We start from the raw sequence: 18,627 nt of genomic DNA, 5'->3' as shown, positions 1-18,627 counted from the left end.
TCTCACTTCCTATGGCGAAAACGGCAATCATCACGGGGGTCACCGGTCAGGATGGCTCTTACCTCGCAAAACTTCTCCTCGAAAAGGGATACAACGTATTAGGCGCAGCCCGCAGAAGTGCTTCCGTCAACCTTTGGAGACTCGACTTTCACGGCATCCGTGACAAGGTCAAGCTCATTCCGATGGAACTCCTGGAGTTCACCAACATCTGTCGGACGATCCAAGAACATAAGCCGGACGAGTTCTACAACTTAGCGGCACAGAGCTTTGTGGCGGCCTCGTTCGAGATGCCGCTGTACACGGCTGATGCCGACGCGATCGCAGTGACGCGAATTTTGGAAGCAATTCGGCAGTTCAGCCCGGAAACCCGCTTCTACCAGGCCTCGACCTCGGAGATGTTCGGAAAGGTTCAAGCCGTACCCCAGGTTGAGACGACGCCGTTCTATCCGCGATCGCCGTACGGTGTGGCCAAGCTTTATGGCCACTGGATCACGGTTAATTACCGAGAGTCGTTCGGACTGCACACCTCGTCGGGCATTCTCTTCAACCATGAGTCGCCGCTTCGCGGTCTCGAGTTCGTGACGCGAAAGATCACGGCTGGACTGGCGAACGTGAAGCACGGCCACCAATCCCACATCGAGCTGGGCAATATGGACGCCAAGCGCGACTGGGGCTTTGCCGGAGACTTCGTCGAAGGCATGTGGCGTATGCTTCAGCAGGATACGCCGGGTGACTATGTATTGGGCACGAACGAGACGCACTCGGTTCGAAAGTTTGTGGAACTCGCCGGCGCGGCGCTCGGAATGTCGATCGAGTGGAGCGGTTCGGAAGTCGACGAAATCGGAACCGACATGAAGACAGGCAAGCAGGTCGTGAAGATCAACCCGCAGTTCTATCGCCCGGCGGAAGTCGATCTCTTGATCGGCAACCCGGAGAAGGCGCAGAGCAAGCTGGGATGGAAGCGCCAGATGAGCTTCGAAGGCCTGGTTGACGCCATGGCGAAGGCGGACAACGACCGCGCGACCGACTCGCCGGTCAAGAACTAAGCGTTCTTTCGTAAATGTTTAAGAGCCCGTTCATGTACCTTTCGGTCGTGAGTGGGCTTTTCCAATAATCTTGATAGGCGTTGATGCCGTACTCCTTAGCCCGGTCGGCGGTCATCGCTGTGAGGGCCTTGGCGAGGGCATCGATGCTGCCGCCAGAGAAAGTCAGTCCGCTCCTCTCGTGGCGCACGTACTCGGTGGAAGCGCAGGTGTCGGCCACGATGACGGGAACGCCGCGCGAGACGGCTTCCAGCACACTGAGACCGGCGGTTTCGTACCATAGCGAGGACATGACGATGGCGCGACTGGCGCGAATCTTTTCGATGACACCTTCGGGCGACAGCCAGCCGGTGAAGATCGCATTAGGGTTGGCCTCACGAATCTTTTCTTCCTCGGGTCCTTTGCCAATGAACTGGCACTTGGCACCGGCCCTTTGAGCGGCCTTGGCGAACAAGACTCCGCCTTTCTCGGGCGAGAGTCGGCCGATGGTCGAAAACGTATCGTAAAGGCCAGGCTCGGCCACCTCTTCCTTTTCGTCGCCCACGGGGTTGTAGAGCACCGTTTTGGGCGTTTTGGCGGGGACGAGAGGTTCGAGAATCTTACGGCTGAACTCGGAGACGTAGATGAAGTGGTGAAAGCGGTCGGCGATGTGAGCCTGTTTGAGCTTGTAGGCACGGCCGGTCTGCATCATTTTCATCGGCCAACCACTATGGGTGCATTGGGTGGCACAGCACTTGGCCGAGAGTGGCTGGAGTGTGCAGATTTTCTCTTCCGGGTAGTTGAAGAAGCTGGTGTTGGGGCAGGCGATGCCGAAGTCGTGAAGGGTGAAGACGAGCTTGAATCCCGCCCTGGCGGCGATATCGACGACCGAACCGGAGAGAACGCGCCGGAAGCCATGGACATGGATGACGGTCTCTTTGGGGTCGAGCTTCGCGGTTTGGATCAGCTTGGCAAAGGCTTCGCCCGCTGGCTTGTTCCAGAAGAATCGCGAAAGCAGTTCGCGTTTGCTTTCCGTATTGTAGGCGTCCTTGAGGCCGAGGTTGCTGGTCTCGACGCCATGCTCGGAAAGGCCGGAAAAGAGTTCGCCTTCTCCGGCGAAGTAGAGACTACGGATGTCGCGCTTGGCGAGTTCGATGGCGGAGGTTATCGCCACCTTCTCCGTGCCGCCGGTCATACCGGCGCCATCGCAGATGGTGACGACGTTGCGGATCATCGGCTTCCGATTGTGTGGTAGGTCCAGCCTGCGCCCTCGACCTGGCGCCGATTGTAGATTCGGCGGCCATCGTAGAGGACTTTGCCCTTGGTGTGGCTTCCGAGGCGGTCGAAATCGAGGTTTTTGAACTCGTTCCACTCGGTGACGACGACAACGGCGTCGGCACCTTCGCTGACGTCGTAGGCCGACTCGCAGTAGGCGACGTTCGGGTAGAGCTCGCGCACGTTGTCGGTCGCGACGGGGTCGTAGGCGCGAACGGTGCCGCCGCGCTTGGCGATCTCTTCGATGATGATGAGCGACTTGGCGTCGCGGATATCGTCGGTGTTCGGCTTGAACGCCAGGCCGAGGAGGCCGATCGTCTTGCCCTTAAAGCCGTCCAGGTGGCTCTCGATTCGGTTGAGGAAGTTGATGGTCTGCTCGTCGTTGATCTTAATGACCTCGTTGAGAAGGTCGAAATCGTAACCGAGCCCTTCGGCGGTTTTGACCATACCTTGAACGTCCTTGGGGAAGCAGGAGCCACCCCAGCCGAGGCCCGCGTTGAGGAACTGCTTGCCGATGCGCGAGTCGGAGCCGATGCCTTGGGCGACGTCCACAATGTTGGCGTCGCACATCTCGCAGACGCGGCTGAGCGCGTTGATGAAGGAGATCTTCATCGCCAGGAAGCTGTTCGCGCCGTACTTGATGAGCTCGGCGGAGTTGAGATCGGTGACGATGATCTGCGACTGAAGGGGCGCGTAGAGGTCCATCAGCTTAAGGGCGGCCTCGCGGCGCTTGGAGCCAATGACGATGCGGTCTGGCCGGAGCGTGTCCTGGATCGCCGATCCTTCGCGCAGGAATTCGGGGTTGCTGACCACGTCGTAGAGAGTAGGCACAACACCCTGCTCGCGGATGATCATTTCGACCATGTCGCCGGAGCCGACGGGAACCGTAGATTTGTTGACCACGACCGTGTGCTTGTCGATGCTCTTGCCTATCTCCGTAGCCACGGCGCGGACGGCGGAGAGGTCAGGAGTACCATCGGGTCCGGGCGGAGTCCCGACGGCGATAAATACAACTTCGCTGACCTTAACTGCATCTTTAATGGAGTCAGAGGCTTTGAAGTGGCCGCTCTTCAGCGTGCGCTTGAGCATCTCCTCGAGACCCGGTTCGTAGATGGGAGGAATCCCACTTCGGATCATCGCCAGCTTGTTCTGGTCCTTATCGACGCAAATGACTTCATTCCCCAGGTCTGCCAACACAAGACCGGTTACGAGGCCGACATAGCCCGTTCCTACAACTGCAACTTTCATAGATTTTTCGAGAGACCCAGGTTAATATTAACGGTTTGAGGTTCGCCCGTGCTCAGTCGGCGGGTCTTTTAATCCATTGTAAACACGGAGTCGGTGTTCTCGTGGCGAATCTCGTCAACAATCTCCGCGCGGTTTTTGCCCGCATAGAGCTTGTTGGGGAAGTTCAGAACGAAGGCGTCTTTGTCTCCGATGTTTTTGTACCCATGCACCACGCCGGGGGGCACGATGACGGCGGTTGGGTTGTCCTTTCCGATTTCGATCTTGAGTTCCCAGGGTTCGTAGCCTTCGCGGTTTTCCCAGAGTCGAAGTTCATAAGTTCCGTCCACAAAACCGAATAAATCGGTTTGGTAGACGTGCTCGTGCGGCCCGCGGGAGATTCCCGGATGGGTGACGCTGATGTATGCCATCTCGGGGAGGAACCCCTCGGGCAGTTCGTCGGATCGGAACAGTTCGGTGAGGTAGCCCCGAGAGTCCTTGAAGGACTTCAGACTTTTGATCACCACGCCTTCCGCCAATTGCATTCCTTAGAATTTACCGCGCGGCATTTTTGTTCCACAATAGAAATAATGCGGGTTGTCTTAACCGGTGGTGCCGGATTTCTCGGGTCCCACCTCGCCGATCGTTTGTTAGCCGAAGGGCACGAGGTCGTCATCGTCGATAATTACATCACCGGATCGCCGCGAAATATAGCGCATTTGGCGGGCAATCCCAAGGTGTCGGTGATGGAGATCGACTGCATCGAGCCGTTTTCGGTCGATGGTCCGGTTGACTTCGTGGCGCACTTTGCTTCTCCGGCGTCGCCCGACGACTTTAAGCGGATTCCGTTCGACGTGTTGCGAGTTGGTTCGCGGGGGACGGAGAATTGTCTAGAGCTTTGTGTTGAGAAAGGGGCGAAGTTCATTTTCGCTTCGACGAGCGAAGTTTACGGCGATCCGGCTTTTTCGCCTCAGCCCGAAACGTATTGGGGGAATGTCAACCCAATTGGTCCGCGCTCGGTTTATGACGAGGCTAAACGGTACGGCGAAGCGGCGACCATGGCCTATCATCGTTTTAAGGGCGTCGACACGCGCATCATTCGATTCTTCAACACGTACGGACCGCGGATGCGGCTGGACGATGGGCGTGTGGTGCCGAACTTCGTGTCGCAGGCGTTGCGGGGCGAGCCGCTGACGGTTTATGGCGACGGGTCGAATACGCGGTCATTTGGGTTCTACGCGGACGCCATTGACTGCGTGTACCGGCTGATGATGAGCGATGTGCACGAGCCGGTGAACATCGGGTCTCAGGAGGAGCGGACGATGCTGGAGTTTGCGAAGGCGGTTCTGCAGGTGACGGGGTCCTTCTCACCGATCGTGCATCTGGAGGCGGCGGTGGACGATCCTAAGCAACGTCGACCCGACACGACTCGGGCGCGGGACCTTTTGGGTTGGGAGCCGACGACGTCGCTGGCGGATGGTCTGGCGCAGACGGTCGAGTATTTTCGGACGATTGTGTAGACGGCAAGTTTAGTTGTCGGTCAGGTGTCGTGAGGTTCGCACTCACCCGGTTCGCTCGTTCCTCGCTCACCGACCTCTCTGTCCAAAGAGGTAGTTTGGTTGGTGATGTGTTTGGAGCGGGAAGATGTCGCTAAACATGCCACTCCATTTCGTTCTACGGAGTAGAGCTTTGTGGGTACAGGTGCACGCCCTTGATCGTAGTCTGAACGTATGGTCGAGCCCGAAGTACAAGGCCATGGATTTCAGACTTTTTGAGACGGAAATTGTCTGAAGGTATTCCGACGTATCCACCTATTTTTCTTGTTGTCGAGAAGTATGGACGCTCTTTTCCCGACGCGTCGATGTAACTTGCCTGATAGTCCCAGCCGTTATACCGATCTGATACTTTTATGAGGCAGTTGAACGGTCTTTCCTTGTTTTTTACGGCGAGGCCATCCTCGATTACAGCCGAACCCTCTGGCACCAGTCCAGTTGTTCCTTGGAAAATCTTAGTCGTTCGGGCGACTTCAATAAATGGACCGGCCGCCAATTCGACGTCCAAATCGGCAATATGGATATTGGGATTCACAAGAACGGCCAAAGTTCGAAAGTACTTCCCCTCTGAACGCACGGTGCCGCCCTCTCCCATGATCAGATGGAAAATTGAGTTCTCTTTAGGTGGCAGATTAAACGATACAGACTCGGCCCCAACTAGAAACTGAAGTAACAGTGTTCGCTTTTCACGTTGATCATTTATGTCAACTCGTGTAACCTCGTTCCGCAAAGCTGTCAGTGCTTTTCCGGCCGGACTCCACTTTTGCACTTCACTAGTGCTCGGTTTCGGGAATTCATAGAGTGCTTGGAGCGAAACCGAGTTGTCAGCCTTTGGCCGATCATTCATATTTGGAGCCTTACCAAAGGCGATATAGCCTTCCTTGGCAACTCGTAAGCTTCGGTGAAGAGTTGTGAGCGCCTCAATGGGTTCTTTCAGTGGCCAAATGTACTCCAGGATGGTGGGGTTACTTGGATAGGGTATGTGGACTTGTTCGGATGGGTATTCGCGTTTTGGCGACGACTCGATTTCGTACTCTTCAAGAACTCTGTCAGTTGAGAGATAAGGCAACGACTTCATGAGTACCTCGGCCTGATTCTCGTTAGTAGTGACCTGAACCTGAACATTTGGGTTAGAGTGCTTTGAATCCCAGGTGCCGACCGTCTGCCAATTATCTGCGGTCTCAAAGATCTTGTAATGCTGAGTGAGGTCCCCCGTCGACTCGGGAAAAGGCACGTAGTAGTAGCCTGCGTCCTGACGTGGTTGAATGGGCGGACCTTCGTCGAACACAACCTGAACGTCCTTTGCCAAGGGGGCTCGAAAGACGAGTAAGCGGTCGGAGTTACCGCTGCCCCACTGCATCGCGCGGCTCCGTTCAATCAGTTGAGAGGGAACGGAGGTGGGTTTCCCGAATTCATCGTATGCCTTGTTCGTGTTGCGGTCTGCCAACATGACTTGCCCAACTCGTAGGCCCAAGATATTTCCAGGAGTTACTTTATAACCAACGACTTTGACAAAGAATATTGCCCCAACGGATATCGCCGTTACAGCGAGGGCTTTCTTCGTCTTTTGCACGTTTGTATTCTAATCCAAAGTGCGAAAGACTGTAGCTGAATGTCGGCAAGGCGTCACCACCGGAGCCCTAGCGTGGCATCTTTGTCTCGCGCTCCTAATGTTGCGTAGCTAGCATGACCGCGTGCCCCTGGCGCTACCCTTCGGTCCAGGCGTCGCTTTTGATAGAGCCCGAGATGGGGAGCCGTCGGCGAGGACGATTGACCGTCCGTACACGTTGCTTTCAGGCATGCTGAATTGGAGTTTCTGAAAATTTGTCACACCCTAGACTGCTTCTTGCGTTTTGAGATTGCCAATGCTAAGGACCCAAATGTTATCGCAAAAGCTGCAGAAGTCTCGGGAACAGGAGAACCAGTGATCCGCAGAGTTGTATCTAATATATTCGATGGTCCGCCAGTGATGTCGGTATCATCCGCAAAGTAGAAATCCGCCATGTGGTTATCTGATGCAATAGTCCACGCCGATAACTGACTATGCGAATCATACGGGACCCCACCGACCAATAGATGGTAGGTTCCGGGGATGATTAGGGGGTGACTAGGCGTGGAAAATGTAAAGTCGTGCTGGTTCCCTACCAATGTTCCGCTGAACGAGCAGATTGTGTCGCCAAGGTGACCTGAATTATCTGCTCTTAAGAGCATTTTGAAACCAAGTCCCTCGGTTCCAAACATGTTTATGGTAATGTCGTCCAACGTGAAAGAAGACGTGATTGAGAAAGCGCGATCAAAATACTCAGGCGGGGTATTAGGAAACTGAATCCAACCAATATCTCCTACTCCTCCATTGGGGCCAGTATAAGTATCGATGATTACATCCGCACATGCGTACGATGCGCACACTGTGAAGATGCTGAGAGTAAGAAGTTTGACTTTCATGGCGCTTCCGTTTGGGTTCAGATGATATTACCGGTACGAGGAAAAGTATTCTGAAACATAGAGTAATCCCAGTATTTATACAGGGTTTCCTTCTTAACTCGGTGGCCCAGCTAAGGAGACGGCTCGACCCTGGTGATACCCTTCGGTCCAGGCGTCGCTTTTGATAGAGCCAGGGATGGGGGAGCCGTCGGCGAGGACGATCGGACGCCAGCCTTTGTGTTCGTGGTCGATTATATGATCGCTGATGAAGCGCCACTGGCGATCACAGAAGTCGGTGTAGGGCGAGCCAAACCTTTCGGCCATCAGCCGAAGAACGTTGAAAGATTCGGCTTGAGCCCACCAAATCTTGTCGCAGTTATGCGGCGGTTTGCCGAATTCGCCTTCGTAAAACAGACCGCCATGGTCGTGATCCCACGCGACCGAGAGGGTTCGGTCTACAATCGTTTTTGCCTGAGCCCAGGTTTCTTCGACGGCTAGATCCAGGACCTCGGCGGCTTCGACAAGAAGAAACGCGGCTTCCATCGCGTGGCCGTAGGAGTCGACTTCGCTCGCCGAGCGATAGTCTTGGGTCGCATAGTAGAGGAGCCGCCCGTCTGGGAAGACAAGCCATTTGCGGAAAACGTCGAAGACCTCGTTCAGCGCGCCAATGACTCGTTGGTCGGGAAGGGCATGTCCAAGCTCCGTAAGGGCTTCCAGCAGGTGCAGGTGGGCGTTCATCGACTTGAGTCCGTAGGGCGTGCCGAGTGCGTCGGTCCCTTCACCGGTGACCTTTTGGTCGCCGTTTGACCAGAGGGTTTCGACATAGCCACCGTAGAGCGGGTCGCGGGCATGGAGGTCGAACCATTGGAAGGCCCAATTGGCGTCGGCGAGCTTGCCAGCACGAGCCAGAGCAAAGACGGCGAAGGCCTGTCCGTAAAGGTGCTTTTCGGATTCAACCACTGTGTCATCCAACCCGATTTCCCAGACAAAGCCGCCGTAGTCGTTGTCCCAAAACTGTTCCCAAAGCGTCTGACAGCCATGCTCCACGGCTTCATGATGCCCTCCGACGGCAGCGAGCCAGATCATCCGACAGAGGTAGACGAGGCTCCGGGTGCGGTCCGGCAACTCGGTCCAATCCTCACTGTAGTTTTGGTGGAATCCGCCGTGGACAGGGTCGATGGCGCGCGGAATCCACCGCGAAAAGATGTGGTCGCGAAAATGCTCAGCGAAGTCTATTTGCGAACCTGCCAGCTCTTCCAATAATCGGGGTCTTCGATCTCGAGGGCGGCTTTGGTCAGCTTGAAGGGACGGTGGGTATCGACCATGACGGCCAGCTCCTCGGTCTGCTTCGCACCCAGCGATGCCTCGACGGCTCCGGGTTGCGGGCCGTGGGGAATGCCGAGCGGGTGGATGGTGATCGAACCTTCCTCGATGCCCTTACGAGAGCCGAATTTGTCGTTGCAGTAGTACAGCACTTCGTCGCTGTCGACGTTGCTGTGGACGTACGGCACGACGATGGCGTCGGGATGGTAGTCGAGCATGCGCGGGCAGAACGAGCAGACCACGAAGCCATTGCCCTGGAAGGTCTGGTGGATGGGCGGCGGCATGTGGAGCTTGCCGGTGATCGGCTGAAAATCGTTGATGTTGAAGGCGTAAGGGAAGTCGTAACCGTCCCAACCAACTACGTCGAGCGGGTGGTGGGGATAGGTGTACATCGTGAGGTGGTTGCGGCTTCGGATGAGGACCTTGAACTCGCCTTCTTCGTCGTGGACGGGAAGCTCGGTGGGTGGTCGGAAGTCGCGCTCCTTGAACGGGGCGTGCTCCATCAACTGGCCGTATTCGTTGCGGTAGCGCTTGGGGACTTCGATCTTGCCGTACGAAACAATGGCGAGCATGTTGACGGGCAACTTGTCGAAATGAAGCTTGTAAATGGTGCCGCGCGGGATGACGAGGTAGTCGCCGGGCGTGAAGTGGATGGTTCCAAAAAGGGACTCCATGGTGCCGCTTCCGTCGTGGATGAAGAGGCACTCGTCGCCGTCGGTGTTCTTGAAATAGGTCGACATTTGCTCGGCGACGAACACCTGGTTCCATTCGAGGTCGCCGTTGCCCATCAGGCATTTTCGGCCGCTGACGGCATCGCCGAACGGCTCCATTTTCTTGGTTTTGAGGTGGAGGTGGCGCAGCGGCTGTTCTTCGAGATATTGGGGTGCGCAGGAGCCGTAATCCTCCCAGCCGAGGACCTCGGTGGGTTGGTGGATATGGTACAGCGTGGACATGGTACTGCTGAATCCATGCGTGCTGAAAAGCTGTTCGGTGTAGAGTCCGCCGTCGGGCTTTCGAAACTGAATGTGGTGTTTTTTGGGGAGTTGTCCCAGGGCAACGTATCGCATCATTCTCTCCGTCGAGTTATTGACTGAAGTTTACTACGGCAGGGAATGGGCGAGGGCGACGGTGAAGTTAGTTTTGTCGGCTTACCCCTGATCTGGAATCGTCCCGTAGTTGGCTCAAAAGGGCACCCAATCCTTCGAGAGCCAGCCGTTAAGATCCATGACGGTTCCTTGCATTTTTACGGGGAAAGGACTATGGTGGCGGTGGGAGAACCCAAGATGAAGAAACAACATCTCTTGCGGTCGACCCTCCTTACTGCATTCACCGCATTTGCGGTCACCTGTTGGGGGCAGACCTTTGAATTCAATCAGATGAGCTACGTCGATCCAGGCGACGCCTCTGAAACTCAAGTCATTTCGAGCCGGTTTCAGTTCGATGTCGAATATGCGCCGTCCTCGAGTACCCAGTACTACAACCTTTACGTGGACACCCCGCATGGAGTGGAATGGGCGGTACAAAACATGCCGCTCCTCTCGCTCAGCGACGCAGGGTCGGGTTCGCCGCTGAAGTTTTCCAGCTATTGGGATCTCGGAAGCGGGTTTGAGACTCCGGTCACGGGGATGAACGCCAGCGCGCTCGTCACCGGAAGTCCACTTGGGCAGACCGATTTTGGAACGTTCTTCGGCGTCGGTGTCGGCCAAACATGGCGGTACTCGAACGGCGGTGTTCCGTCGGGCGACAACTTCTTGTATGGCAACCCGTCGGTCTACATTCCTGGCGCTGGATTTTCGGCCAACTTCCGTCCGACCATGCCGAACATCACTCAGGAGAAGAATTACTGTGGTCCAGGCTCGGCGACGAACAGCCTGGCTTGGCTGGCTCAGCAGAACGGCTTTACGTTGCCGGACACGTTGCCCGCACTTCAGACCAAGCTGGCCGGCTATATGGGGAACAACCATGACGGTAATTGGGACGACGACCAGGTGAAGGCCAAGCTGAAATATATCAAGGAGAATAACCTTCCGCTCGAGGTCCACTATGTTGGCGGGCGCAACCTGCCGACGAACGGAAACTATACGACCGGTGATGGAACAGCCCGGAACGACGGGCGAATCACCTGGAATTGGATCACTTCGGAGATGAACAAAGGGCAGGACCTGATGTTCATGACCGATAAGCACTGGGTGGTTGGGGCCGGTTTCGTGACGATCGGCAGCAACAAGTATCTGGTCTACCGCGACGACAAATATCAGAAAGGTGCGGACACGACCAATGCTCAGGCAATGGAGAACGCGTCTCGCTGGTGCCTGACCTGTTACGACGATGTGAACAACACGATCGACATCGGCGGATGGGGGCATCTGCCGCTGAAAGCCGTGGTGGCGACGTCTCCGGTTCCCGAACCGACCGCGTTGGCGGTTCTTGGCATCGGCGTGGTGGCATTGCTTCGTCGGCGAAAGAAGGACTGAACTTCGAGGTGGCGGCGCGAGCCGCCACCCCGAAAAACTTAATTGTTTTCGGCCAAGAGTTTCTGGTCAATATTGGCCCTGAATAGGCGACCTTCTGCCTTGGGGCGCCCTATAACTTCCTGCCGAGGGCGGATTGCACTTCGCGCATCCAAGCGATCCGCGCTTCGGTTTCGCGAACGGCCCCGAGCATGGCGAATTCGCTGAATCGGTCGCCGGTCTTTCGGTAGGTTTCCAGATCAGTTTGGCAACTGAGGAGAACCTGTTCGAGTTCGGCGATGGCGGTCGAGGTGAAGAGATCGATCTCCGAGGGCTCGAGGAGCCGGAGGAAGTAGGTTCGGGAGCGGAGGGCGTCCAGGTTGGTGGAGACGTCCATGCTATTGAAGGGCGGCAAAATCCAGGTGCGAAGGGCTTGGATTCCGGCCTCGGAGATGGTGTAGTGTTTCTTGTCGCACTCCAGGAGTCCAGCTTCGTGCAATCGCTTCAGAAGCGGATAGATTGAACCGGCCCCGCTTCGATAGGCGAAAGTCTGCGAGCCTGCGAATTCGTTGACCACGGCGTGGGCTAGGCAGGGGCCGCGCTTGAGGATGATCCCGAGCGCAGTTAGCTCTAAGGTTGAAAGCGGGCGGTCGAGCGACATATTTCTTTTTCATTATGACGGGAACTTTACGAATCGTAAAAATGGTAATTTACGATTCGTAAATGATCGGAACTTTCGCATCTCTCGTCTTGATGTCGCAGGCCAAGCCTCAGACCCTGCTGATCGACCCTCTCAAACTCGTCGAGGCGGCCGAGATATGGTCGGTGATTGGCAACGCCCGCAATCCGGTTTGGCCGGGCTGGGACGCCAGCAAAACGCCGGTCATGGTGTACTTTCCCGGTCGGCAAGAGGTTTTGGTCAACCATCCCAAGCCGCCGGAAGGGTTTGAACGCTATCGCGGGGCGTTTACCTCTCCGATCGGCTCGATCTTCCTGAGGACTGGCAAAACCACCTTCGATTTGGACGGACAGAACACATCGACCGAAGTGAACGGGGTGGAGACGTTGGTGGTGGCGGACACGCAGTCGACAAAGCGTCAGTGGATCGAGAGCATCGCCGATTCGATCGTCCAGGAGCCGAGCGAGGCGGACAAGATCGTCGAAGGCGGAATCTTTTCCGACCCGATGAGTTCAATGACGATGTTTGCCCACGAGGCATTTCACGTGTACCAGCGCAAGATGGCACCGAAGAAGGGTGGCAACGAGATGGCGCTGGCTCGATACCCAACGCTATCGGTGGACAACAATACTTGGCTCGCAATCGAGGCTGATTCGTTGAAGGCGGCGTTGGAAGCTCCGAACCTGGGCGAGGCTCGCAAAGCAGGCGTCCGCTGGCTGGCGGCGAGGCAAGCGCGGCGAAAGCTGCTGAGCAAGGAATCAGCCGCGTACGAGGACGGCACCGAATTTAGCGAGGGTTTGGCGATGTATGTGGAGTACCGGACTCTGCAGTGCCTGCAAGGGAAGACGCCCGGCAAGGACATGTGGTTGGTGCAGGGATTTGCGGGTTACGGCGATTTGACGAAGGAGCGCGGGAAGCTGATTTCGGCGATGCAACACTTTATGGACGGCACGAACACGGTCAACAACGACCTGTATGGCGCGTCGCCGGTGCGGTTCCGCCTGTACTATTCGGGCATGGCAATTGGGGCGTTGCTGGACAGGTTAGGCATGAAGTGGCACGACAGAGTCTTGAAAACAGACGACACATTGACCTCGTTGGCAACCGAGGCACTGGCGCCACACTCTGACGAGCTTTCGCAAGCGACCGACGAGATTCGGGCGTCGGCAAGGTTCAAGGAGCTCTGGGCGCAGAAGACAAAGTTGGCCGAAGACGGAGCGGTTTACGTGCGGGAGCAGGTTGCAAAGTTTACGGATGGGCCGGGCGAATTGGTGCTGGACTACTCGCAGCTAAAGTCGCCGAAGGTTGGCTTTGCGTTTACGCCGTTCGGCATTCTGAGCGTGAATCCGGACCAAACGATCTACCGCCTGATTCCCATTCGAGGGATCGTCGGGGCTCTGAACTTTTCGGAAGACGCGCCGCGAGCGATTCTGCACGATACAAAGGTGAAGGCGGTCCATATCCAGTTGACCGGTCAGCCGACGATGGACGGGATTGGAGCGGACGGAACGGTCAATGCGAAGGAGCTGAAGTTGCCGGGAGTAAGTCTGAAAGACGTCAAGGGGAAGGTTGTGATCGAAGGGAAGCGAGTCACGATTCGGCTTGAGGACTAGATCGTATTTAGCCAGGAAAGACCAGTCAGGGATTTGTCCTCGGTTACTAAGGGCATTCTTAGAAAGTGTGCCGTCGCCGCAATGAATCTGTCGGCCGGATCTTCGTGATGGAATGGAAGAATCCGGCTGAGGATTGCTATCTCGGAGTTGAGGGGTACTTCCTTGAACCTCGAACGAGAGAGCAGTCCCCGAGCAAATTGGTCGGGGGATGTGCTTCCAATGTTTAGCCGGCCCTTTTGGGCCAGCATCACAATTTCCCAGATGACGATGGAGGGCACAAAGACAGCTTCGGCGTTTTGGGAGAGGTGGAGCTTCGTGGCTGGAGGTAAAGCTGGGTCGTCCAGGCAATACCAGAGAAATGAATGGGTATCCAAAACCATCATTTCATAGCTTCCCATTCCACGTCGATCGGTGACATGATGTCCCCTACGATGCTGAATTCGCCTTTCGCGAAGCCAGGCCCTGAAGGTGCAGGCAGGTCTGGTTCCGGCGCTCGAAGCTCAGCGACGATCTTTCCTCGCTTGGTGATTTTGAGTACCTCACCGGTTCGATTAACGCGATCCAACAGCTCAAGGCACTTGGCTTTGAATTCAGTTGCGGTAATAACGATCATATTTACATTATGACCGGTCTTAATGACCAGTTATAATGTTATTTCGAGAACGTGATGTCGTCGAGACTGCACTTGTCGTAGTTGTGGTTCACCTTGGCGCGGTAGTCCCAGGTGGCGTTGGGTTCGAGCACGGCGATCATGTCTTCGGCGGTGCCGACCTTGTCACCGTTCTGAAGATAGAGGCCGAAGTGGACGGTGACGTTTTTGACGGCGCTGTCGCCGTAGTTGGTGACCTTACCCATGATGATGTCGGGGGCAGCCTTCATCGACGGCGTATCGTAGACCACCGGCCAGTAGGGGTAGGCGACGGTGGGATCGAGTCCCTTGGCTTTGAGGGTTTCGTAGGGCGGCGGATCGTAGGTCGAGGTTCCGCCACCTTCGATGGTGAGCTTGCGCCCTTTGGTTTCGGGATTGGCCTGTTTGGAAAGGAGCATGAGCCCGTAAAGGATCATGCCAACGATGGCGGCAAAGCCGAGAGTGCCCATGAAGATGTTCATGAACGTGCTGAAGCCACCTCCTTTGGGCTTGGCCGGCTGTTGATACCCCGGCTGGTACATGGGCTGATACATCGGCTGCATCATGGGTTGGCCCATCATCGGCCGCGGCGCATGCCCGGCGTTGATCATTTGGGCGATGAGGGACGGCTGTTGGTTGGTCTGATACTGGTGCTGAAGCCAGTTCATATCCACGCCGTTCATCGACGCTCCCGCCTGTTCGACCATGGTCATCCATTCAGGGAACGTCATGACTGCATTTTACAAGGGAACTTCCCATTTTTACTTTGACTGCCCAAATAGGCCGAAAGTACAAAAAAAGTTGTCAAATCCGCTATCATTAGGTTTGTCAGAGCCCGGATTTTGTGCCGGGTTTTGAAGCTACTCTAGGTTTCTGGGGAAAAATTCTCTAGAATTCTGTGAGGTTTGCTCTAAAGGTTTTTGGAAAGGCAGCCGATAAACCTTGTAAGGCGAAAGCCACTGACAGAAAATGGCACGACGAGGGTGACCTCGATCACGCAAAGCTTATGGGTCTTGATTCGGTTGGAGACAGCCGAAAATAAGAAAGCCGAGTTGCCTGTCTGGAATCGAGCAAGGAAAAGAACATGCGGATTTCAGACGCGGAAGTAAAGAAAGCACTGAGCGGTTTCACCGCTCCCGACATCGACACTCAGGACGAAAACCTCAAGCTGGTGCTTGGAGTTGAGACCGAAGAAGATGCATCCGAACGAGATGCCCAACTTGTCAAAGACCTCACCAAGCAGGTTCTCGACATGCCGGACCGAGAAGACATGATCGCTTCTCTGAAGGCTCGAATCGAGAGCGGTGAGTACAATCCTTCGGCGGAAGAAATCGTCGACACGATGATCCGACGCTCTATCGCGGATCGAATGCGATAAGGTTATCTTTCCGCGCACTGAGGGCCTCCCAAGTGATTGGGAGGCTTTTTGCGTTTTTGATTGGGAGATTTTGGCGCGGCCCTCGGAACCGGCGCGGCGATAATCGCCGGGTCGTCCCGTTTCTCGGGACTCCTCGGACTTGGGACGAAATAACCCTATTCCAGGGCCTGCGCTCGCAAGCTCGCTTCAACCCTGGCTAAGATATTGCCGCCCCGTTGGGGCTGATTCGTCTAAGGTCAGAGTTAGCCAAAGAACTTCGGTGCCACACACTGTATGTCTCTTGCCGACTGCCAACTGCCGACTGCTAACCAGAAACCGCGCTCGCAAGCTCGCTTCAACCCTGGCTAAGATATTGCTGCTCCGTTGGGGCTGATTTGTCTAAGGTTAGAGTAGCCAAAAAACCGCGGTGCCCTGCGTTGTATGTTTCTTGCCGACTGCCAACTGCCGACTGCTAACTCCAGACTACAAACTCCTAACCAGACACTGCTTCGGCGATTGCGTCGCCAAGCTTGGATGTGCTGACCAGTTGGCAATCCTTTTCGAAGATATCCGGCGTGCGCAGGCCAGACTCCAGAACCTTTTCGCAAGCCGTTTCGATACGGTCGGCGCTTTCGAGGTCGCCGAACGTGTAGCGAAGCATCATGCCCGCGCTGAGAATCGCCGCGATCGGGTTCGCGCGGCCCTGACCCGCGATGTCCGGGGCGCTGCCGTGCACGGGCTCGTACAAGCCGAAGTCGCGGCCGTTCTTGGACGGGCCGATGGAGGCCGACGGCAAAAGCCCAAGAGAGCCGGTGATCATCGAGGCTTCATCGCTGAGGATGTCACCAAACATATTCTCGGTGAGGATGACATCGAACTGGCCCGGGTGGCGGATCAACTGCATGGCGCAGTTGTCGATGAGCATGTGGGTGACCTTGACGTCGGTGTTCTCGGCGGCCATCTCGGTGACGACCTCGCGCCACAGGCGCGACGTTTCGAGGACATTTGCTTTGTCCACGCTGACGATTTCGCGTCGGCGGGTTCGGGCGATGGCAAACGCTTGCTCAGCGATGCGGCGAACCTCGGCTTTGGTGTAGACGCAGGTGTCCACTGCGGTGTTGCCGCCATCGCGTCGCTCGCGCGGCTGGCCGAAATAGATTCCACCAGTGAGTTCGCGCACGACGACCACGTCGATCATGCCATGGTCGCCTTTCAGCGGAGACGCGTTTAGGAGTGCCTTCAGGGTCTTCGCCGGGCGGACGTTGGCATAGAGACTCAATTCGGAACGAATCGCCAGAAGCGCGCCAATTTCGGGGCGAAGGGAAGCTGGCTGAATGTTCTCCCACTGAGGGCCGCCCACCGCGCCCATAAGGACGGCGTCGGCGTCGCGGCAAAGCTGAAGAGTGGCGGGCGGGAGCGGATGACCGGTTTGGTCGTAGGCGATACCGCCGATGATCGCCTCTTCGAATTCGTACTTGTCGGAAGTCGCCTTGACGACTTTGACCGCTTCCGCGATTACTTCGGGACCGATCCCGTCGCCAGGAAGAACCGCAATTTTGAACGCCATCGTTCGTTGATTATGAATGAAAACGCCAGGTGGGTGCCCACCTGGCGTTGGATATGTTCTTAGTGCTTCAGTTGCAGACGGGTTGCGGTAAACACGCCGTTTGCGAACGATCCCTTGATCTTTATGCGTTGGGTTGGGGACGCGAGAGCGGCAAAAAAGTCCGCTTCCGTCATGATGTGACCTTCGTTGTTCGTGAACAGCGCATCGACCGAAACGACGACCGAGAGCGTGTCCGAGTTATTGGCAAAGCCATCGGACTCCGACACGGTGAGCGTGAACGTTCCCGTCGTGAGGTCTGCGGCCGTCACGGTGCCTTGGGCTTCGGCGTGATCGACTTCCGTCTCGTTCTCGATGTGAACGCTCTTTGCGGTCAGCGTATTCGAGCCGGAATCGTAGGTTCCCTCCGCATCAACGACGGCGTTATCGCCAGCTGCCGCGAGCGCCTCATAGAACTGAGCCTCGGTGAGCATCGAGCCGTGGTGGCCCCGGTACTTCGTCGTATCGGAGGTCGAGACGGTGAGGCTGTCACCTTGGGGAACGAACCCATGCACGCACTTCGGTGTCAGCGTGAAGGTCTGGGCCAGTGCGTCGCCGTTGCTGGCGGCACCGACGGCGGCCGCAAATGAGGAGAACTCGGAGTCGGCGCGAATGCTGGTCGCTGTGATGGTGTTGGTGGTCGGATCGAACGTCCCGTAGACGTGGACGTTCATCCCGTTCGACAGCGAGGTCACACCGCCATCACCGACGATCGCGGTGGTGTCGGACGTCGTGACGGAGATGGTGCCTCCGTTCTTGAGATTAAGGGTGAAGGTCTGCGTCGGCGCCGTTCCGGCGAGATCGCCTACCGTTCCGCGGAACTCGAATGGCTCGTGTCGAGATCCGTCGTCGAAGCCGGTGCCTGAGCTGACAGTAAGGACCGGCGTAATGACGCCGCTCGAAACCGTCCAATTCTTCAGGTCGAAGTCGATGATGAGTTTGGATGAACCCGGCACTGTCAGGTTCGGTGTGATGTCGGCCGAGAGCAGAGAATGTCCGGCGACGGTTGCATCATAAGAGTCTGGAAAGTCGGCAGTGGATACGGTTCCCGACCCGGTCGCCACGAGGGTTACCGATTTGTCGAGTTCAAATTCAACTTTGGTATACGTTCCCGCCGGCAACTTGCCAGGACAAAGAAGGAGGAATTTCGCCGCACCGTCGTTAAGGGCGCGAAGATTGACGGTCACCCCATCCGTGCTGGTTAAGAGGTCGACTTTTGCTCCCGTCGAATCGACCATATCTGCGTGATAGACCTTGACCCATACTCCGGTGTAGTCGGCGTTGAGGTCATCGGTCGCGAAAAGATTGAATGCGCTTCCCGATCCCGTGCCATCGCTCGAACCTCCACAGCTAACAAGCGACACGGTTAAGATCAGCAGTGACAAAAAGGCGAATGCAATTCGCCATATTCGATTTTTCATAGCTAGCTCCTGAGCCCATACCATTGTAGAGACGAATGCCAGCAAGAATGCCGTG

Annotated in this window: 18 protein-coding genes and 1 riboswitch; of the genes, 5 read left to right on the top strand and 13 right to left on the bottom strand. The window is 56.3% G+C overall.

What is annotated here, in order from left to right:
- The first annotated feature begins 11 nt into the window (after positions 1-11).
- Complete coding sequence (gene gmd / locus GC165_16900) at positions 12-1,046, top strand: GDP-mannose 4,6-dehydratase (protein ID MBI1334549.1); 1,035 nt, start codon at positions 12-14, stop codon at positions 1,044-1,046.
- Here the strand turns inward: gmd and GC165_16895 are convergent.
- From GC165_16895 to GC165_16885, 3 genes are all read right to left on the bottom strand, one after another.
- Positions 1,036-2,256 (bottom strand): glycosyltransferase, encoded by a 1,221-nt coding sequence (locus tag GC165_16895; GenBank protein ID MBI1334548.1) that lies wholly within the window; start codon positions 2,254-2,256, stop codon positions 1,036-1,038. The two genes, gmd and GC165_16895, sit on opposite strands and share 11 nt — an antisense overlap.
- The gene (locus GC165_16890) at positions 2,253-3,545 is read right to left on the bottom strand and encodes a nucleotide sugar dehydrogenase (protein ID MBI1334547.1); all 1,293 of its coding nucleotides are present in this window, start codon (positions 3,543-3,545) and stop codon (positions 2,253-2,255) included. Before GC165_16890 ends, GC165_16895 begins: the two co-directional genes overlap by 4 nt.
- 68 nt (positions 3,546-3,613) lie before the next feature.
- The gene (locus tag GC165_16885) at positions 3,614-4,066 is read right to left on the bottom strand and encodes a dTDP-4-dehydrorhamnose 3,5-epimerase (protein ID MBI1334546.1); all 453 of its coding nucleotides are present in this window, start codon (positions 4,064-4,066) and stop codon (positions 3,614-3,616) included.
- 45 nt (positions 4,067-4,111) lie between these two features.
- Between GC165_16885 and GC165_16880 the strand changes: the two genes are divergently transcribed.
- The gene (locus tag GC165_16880) at positions 4,112-5,041 is read left to right on the top strand and encodes an NAD-dependent epimerase/dehydratase family protein (protein ID MBI1334545.1); all 930 of its coding nucleotides are present in this window, start codon (positions 4,112-4,114) and stop codon (positions 5,039-5,041) included.
- A 154-nt stretch (positions 5,042-5,195) separates the two neighbouring features.
- Here GC165_16880 and GC165_16875 read toward each other — a convergent pair whose 3' ends face one another.
- The 4 genes from GC165_16875 to GC165_16860 all read right to left on the bottom strand — a co-directional run bounded on the left by GC165_16875 (position 5,196) and on the right by GC165_16860 (position 9,888).
- Positions 5,196-6,647, bottom strand: a complete 1,452-nt coding sequence (locus GC165_16875; protein ID MBI1334544.1) for a hypothetical protein — start codon at positions 6,645-6,647, stop codon at positions 5,196-5,198.
- A 254-nt stretch (positions 6,648-6,901) separates the two neighbouring features.
- On the bottom strand, positions 6,902-7,519 hold the full coding sequence (locus GC165_16870; protein ID MBI1334543.1) for a hypothetical protein: 618 nt from the start codon (positions 7,517-7,519) through the stop codon (positions 6,902-6,904).
- Between the two features lie 93 nt (positions 7,520-7,612).
- Complete coding sequence (locus GC165_16865; protein MBI1334542.1) at positions 7,613-8,758, bottom strand: hypothetical protein; 1,146 nt, start codon at positions 8,756-8,758, stop codon at positions 7,613-7,615.
- Positions 8,731-9,888: a homogentisate 1,2-dioxygenase gene (locus tag GC165_16860; GenBank protein MBI1334541.1), complete on the bottom strand. Its 1,158-nt coding sequence runs from the start codon at positions 9,886-9,888 to the stop codon at positions 8,731-8,733. The genes GC165_16865 and GC165_16860 overlap by 28 nt, the downstream gene beginning before the upstream one ends.
- A gap of 45 nt (positions 9,889-9,933) precedes the next feature.
- Between GC165_16860 and GC165_16855 the strand changes: the two genes are divergently transcribed.
- A complete protein-coding gene (locus tag GC165_16855; GenBank protein ID MBI1334540.1) occupies positions 9,934-11,295 on the top strand; it encodes a PEP-CTERM sorting domain-containing protein in 1,362 nt (453 codons plus the stop codon).
- Positions 11,296-11,404: 109 nt separating this feature from the next.
- Here GC165_16855 and GC165_16850 read toward each other — a convergent pair whose 3' ends face one another.
- Positions 11,405-11,932, bottom strand: coding sequence for a hypothetical protein (locus GC165_16850; protein MBI1334539.1), 528 nt, complete (start codon positions 11,930-11,932; stop codon positions 11,405-11,407).
- Between the two features lie 62 nt (positions 11,933-11,994).
- Between GC165_16850 and GC165_16845 the strand changes: the two genes are divergently transcribed.
- Positions 11,995-13,563, top strand: a complete 1,569-nt coding sequence (locus GC165_16845) for a hypothetical protein (protein MBI1334538.1) — start codon at positions 11,995-11,997, stop codon at positions 13,561-13,563.
- Here the strand turns inward: GC165_16845 and GC165_16840 are convergent.
- From GC165_16840 to GC165_16830, 3 genes are read right to left on the bottom strand one after another with little or no spacing between them, the layout of a single operon-like run.
- Positions 13,560-13,961: a PIN domain-containing protein gene (locus GC165_16840; protein ID MBI1334537.1), complete on the bottom strand. Its 402-nt coding sequence runs from the start codon at positions 13,959-13,961 to the stop codon at positions 13,560-13,562. The two genes, GC165_16845 and GC165_16840, sit on opposite strands and share 4 nt — an antisense overlap.
- On the bottom strand, positions 13,943-14,176 hold the full coding sequence (locus GC165_16835) for a type II toxin-antitoxin system prevent-host-death family antitoxin (GenBank protein MBI1334536.1): 234 nt from the start codon (positions 14,174-14,176) through the stop codon (positions 13,943-13,945). Before GC165_16835 ends, GC165_16840 begins: the two co-directional genes overlap by 19 nt.
- A gap of 38 nt (positions 14,177-14,214) precedes the next feature.
- The gene (locus GC165_16830) at positions 14,215-14,922 is read right to left on the bottom strand and encodes a hypothetical protein (GenBank protein MBI1334535.1); all 708 of its coding nucleotides are present in this window, start codon (positions 14,920-14,922) and stop codon (positions 14,215-14,217) included.
- A gap of 230 nt (positions 14,923-15,152) precedes the next feature.
- Positions 15,153-15,251: riboswitch (cyclic di-GMP riboswitch) on the top strand.
- Positions 15,252-15,275: 24 nt separating this feature from the next.
- Here GC165_16830 and GC165_16825 point away from each other — a divergent pair.
- Positions 15,276-15,569: a hypothetical protein gene (locus GC165_16825; protein ID MBI1334534.1), complete on the top strand. Its 294-nt coding sequence runs from the start codon at positions 15,276-15,278 to the stop codon at positions 15,567-15,569.
- A 472-nt stretch (positions 15,570-16,041) separates the two neighbouring features.
- Here the strand turns inward: GC165_16825 and leuB are convergent, their stop codons facing one another.
- Positions 16,042-17,115, bottom strand: coding sequence for a 3-isopropylmalate dehydrogenase (gene leuB, locus GC165_16820; protein ID MBI1334533.1), 1,074 nt, complete (start codon positions 17,113-17,115; stop codon positions 16,042-16,044).
- Positions 17,116-17,174: 59 nt separating this feature from the next.
- Positions 17,175-18,596 (bottom strand): DUF4382 domain-containing protein, encoded by a 1,422-nt coding sequence (locus GC165_16815; protein ID MBI1334532.1) that lies wholly within the window; start codon positions 18,594-18,596, stop codon positions 17,175-17,177.
- Between the last annotated feature and the right edge of the window lie 31 nt (positions 18,597-18,627).

Source organism: Armatimonadota bacterium, from assembly GCA_016125185.1.
GTDB lineage: Bacteria > Armatimonadota > Fimbriimonadia > Fimbriimonadales > Fimbriimonadaceae > Fimbriimonas.
Note: the sequence above shows the minus strand (reverse complement) of the source record. Positions and strands in the feature narration are given on the sequence as shown.

Bases quoted from the DNA above. Each gene is read 5' to 3' on its own strand.
- gmd (MBI1334549.1), top strand. From the start codon at position 12: ATGGCGAAAACGGCAATCATCACGGGGGTCACCGGTCAGGATGGCTCT.
- GC165_16895 (MBI1334548.1), bottom strand. From the start codon at position 2,256: ATGATCCGCAACGTCGTCACCATCTGCGATGGCGCCGGTATGACCGGC.
- GC165_16890 (MBI1334547.1), bottom strand. From the start codon at position 3,545: ATGAAAGTTGCAGTTGTAGGAACGGGCTATGTCGGCCTCGTAACCGGT.
- GC165_16885 (MBI1334546.1), bottom strand. From the start codon at position 4,066: ATGCAATTGGCGGAAGGCGTGGTGATCAAAAGTCTGAAGTCCTTCAAG.
- GC165_16880 (MBI1334545.1), top strand. From the start codon at position 4,112: ATGCGGGTTGTCTTAACCGGTGGTGCCGGATTTCTCGGGTCCCACCTC.
- GC165_16870 (MBI1334543.1), bottom strand. From the start codon at position 7,519: ATGAAAGTCAAACTTCTTACTCTCAGCATCTTCACAGTGTGCGCATCG.
- GC165_16860 (MBI1334541.1), bottom strand. From the start codon at position 9,888: ATGCGATACGTTGCCCTGGGACAACTCCCCAAAAAACACCACATTCAG.
- GC165_16855 (MBI1334540.1), top strand. From the start codon at position 9,934: ATGGGCGAGGGCGACGGTGAAGTTAGTTTTGTCGGCTTACCCCTGATC.
- GC165_16850 (MBI1334539.1), bottom strand. From the start codon at position 11,932: ATGTCGCTCGACCGCCCGCTTTCAACCTTAGAGCTAACTGCGCTCGGG.
- GC165_16845 (MBI1334538.1), top strand. From the start codon at position 11,995: ATGATCGGAACTTTCGCATCTCTCGTCTTGATGTCGCAGGCCAAGCCT.
- GC165_16840 (MBI1334537.1), bottom strand. From the start codon at position 13,961: ATGGGAAGCTATGAAATGATGGTTTTGGATACCCATTCATTTCTCTGG.
- GC165_16835 (MBI1334536.1), bottom strand. From the start codon at position 14,176: ATGATCGTTATTACCGCAACTGAATTCAAAGCCAAGTGCCTTGAGCTG.
- GC165_16830 (MBI1334535.1), bottom strand. From the start codon at position 14,922: ATGACGTTCCCTGAATGGATGACCATGGTCGAACAGGCGGGAGCGTCG.
- GC165_16825 (MBI1334534.1), top strand. From the start codon at position 15,276: ATGCGGATTTCAGACGCGGAAGTAAAGAAAGCACTGAGCGGTTTCACC.
- leuB (MBI1334533.1), bottom strand. From the start codon at position 17,115: ATGGCGTTCAAAATTGCGGTTCTTCCTGGCGACGGGATCGGTCCCGAA.
- GC165_16815 (MBI1334532.1), bottom strand. From the start codon at position 18,596: ATGGTATGGGCTCAGGAGCTAGCTATGAAAAATCGAATATGGCGAATT.